This is a genomic window from Caballeronia humi (assembly GCF_001544475.1).
In the GTDB taxonomy this organism is placed as follows: domain Bacteria; phylum Pseudomonadota; class Gammaproteobacteria; order Burkholderiales; family Burkholderiaceae; genus Caballeronia; species Caballeronia humi.
Genome location: NZ_FCNW02000254.1, coordinates 1 through 574, shown reverse-complemented (window position 1 = coordinate 574; position 574 = coordinate 1). Strand labels below are relative to the sequence as shown.

The window sequence follows — 574 nt, the reverse complement described above, 5'->3', positions numbered from 1 at the left end:
AGGACGTCGTCCATCGTGCTGATGCCGAGGTCGGGCACGCCGAGCGAGTTCGCCGCGACGCCGCCGCCTGACAGATAAAGCGCCTTGAAACCGACCGCTTCGGCCATCTTCGCGGCATAGGCCGTAATCGCGCCGACGACCTGCAGCGGCTGTTCGTGCGCCACTGCGGCGCGAAATGCGGCGCCGGCACTCGTTCGCTCTTGTCTGGGTGTATTCAATTCAAGCTCCAATAGTGCTAGCCAAGTTGGGCCGTCAGCTCTGGTACGACGTTGAACAAGTCGCCGACGAGACCGTAATCGGCGACGCCGAAGATCGGCGCTTCCGCGTCCTTGTTGATCGCGACGATGACTTTGCTGTCTTTCATGCCGGCCAAGTGCTGGATCGCGCCCGAGATGCCGACAGCAACGTACAACTGCGGTGCGACGATCTTGCCAGTCTGTCCGACTTGATAATCGTTCGGGACGAACCCTGCATCGACCGCCGCACGCGATGCACCAAGCGCCGCGTTGAGCTTGTCGGCGAGCGGTTCCAGAACTTTCGTGTAGTTTTCGCCATTGCCCAAACCACGACCACC

The 574-nt window shown here is 61.3% G+C and carries 1 protein-coding gene and 1 pseudogene; both read right to left on the bottom strand.

Annotated elements, in window-relative coordinates; translation table 11 throughout:
* A pseudogene (gene prpB / locus AWB65_RS35305) lies at nucleotides 1-218 on the bottom strand (methylisocitrate lyase); the annotation flags it as partial.
* A 17-nt stretch (nucleotides 219-235) separates the two neighbouring features.
* Nucleotides 236-574 (bottom strand): electron transfer flavoprotein subunit alpha/FixB family protein (locus tag AWB65_RS35300; protein WP_200821886.1); only part of this gene is annotated, 339 nt, incomplete at its 5' end.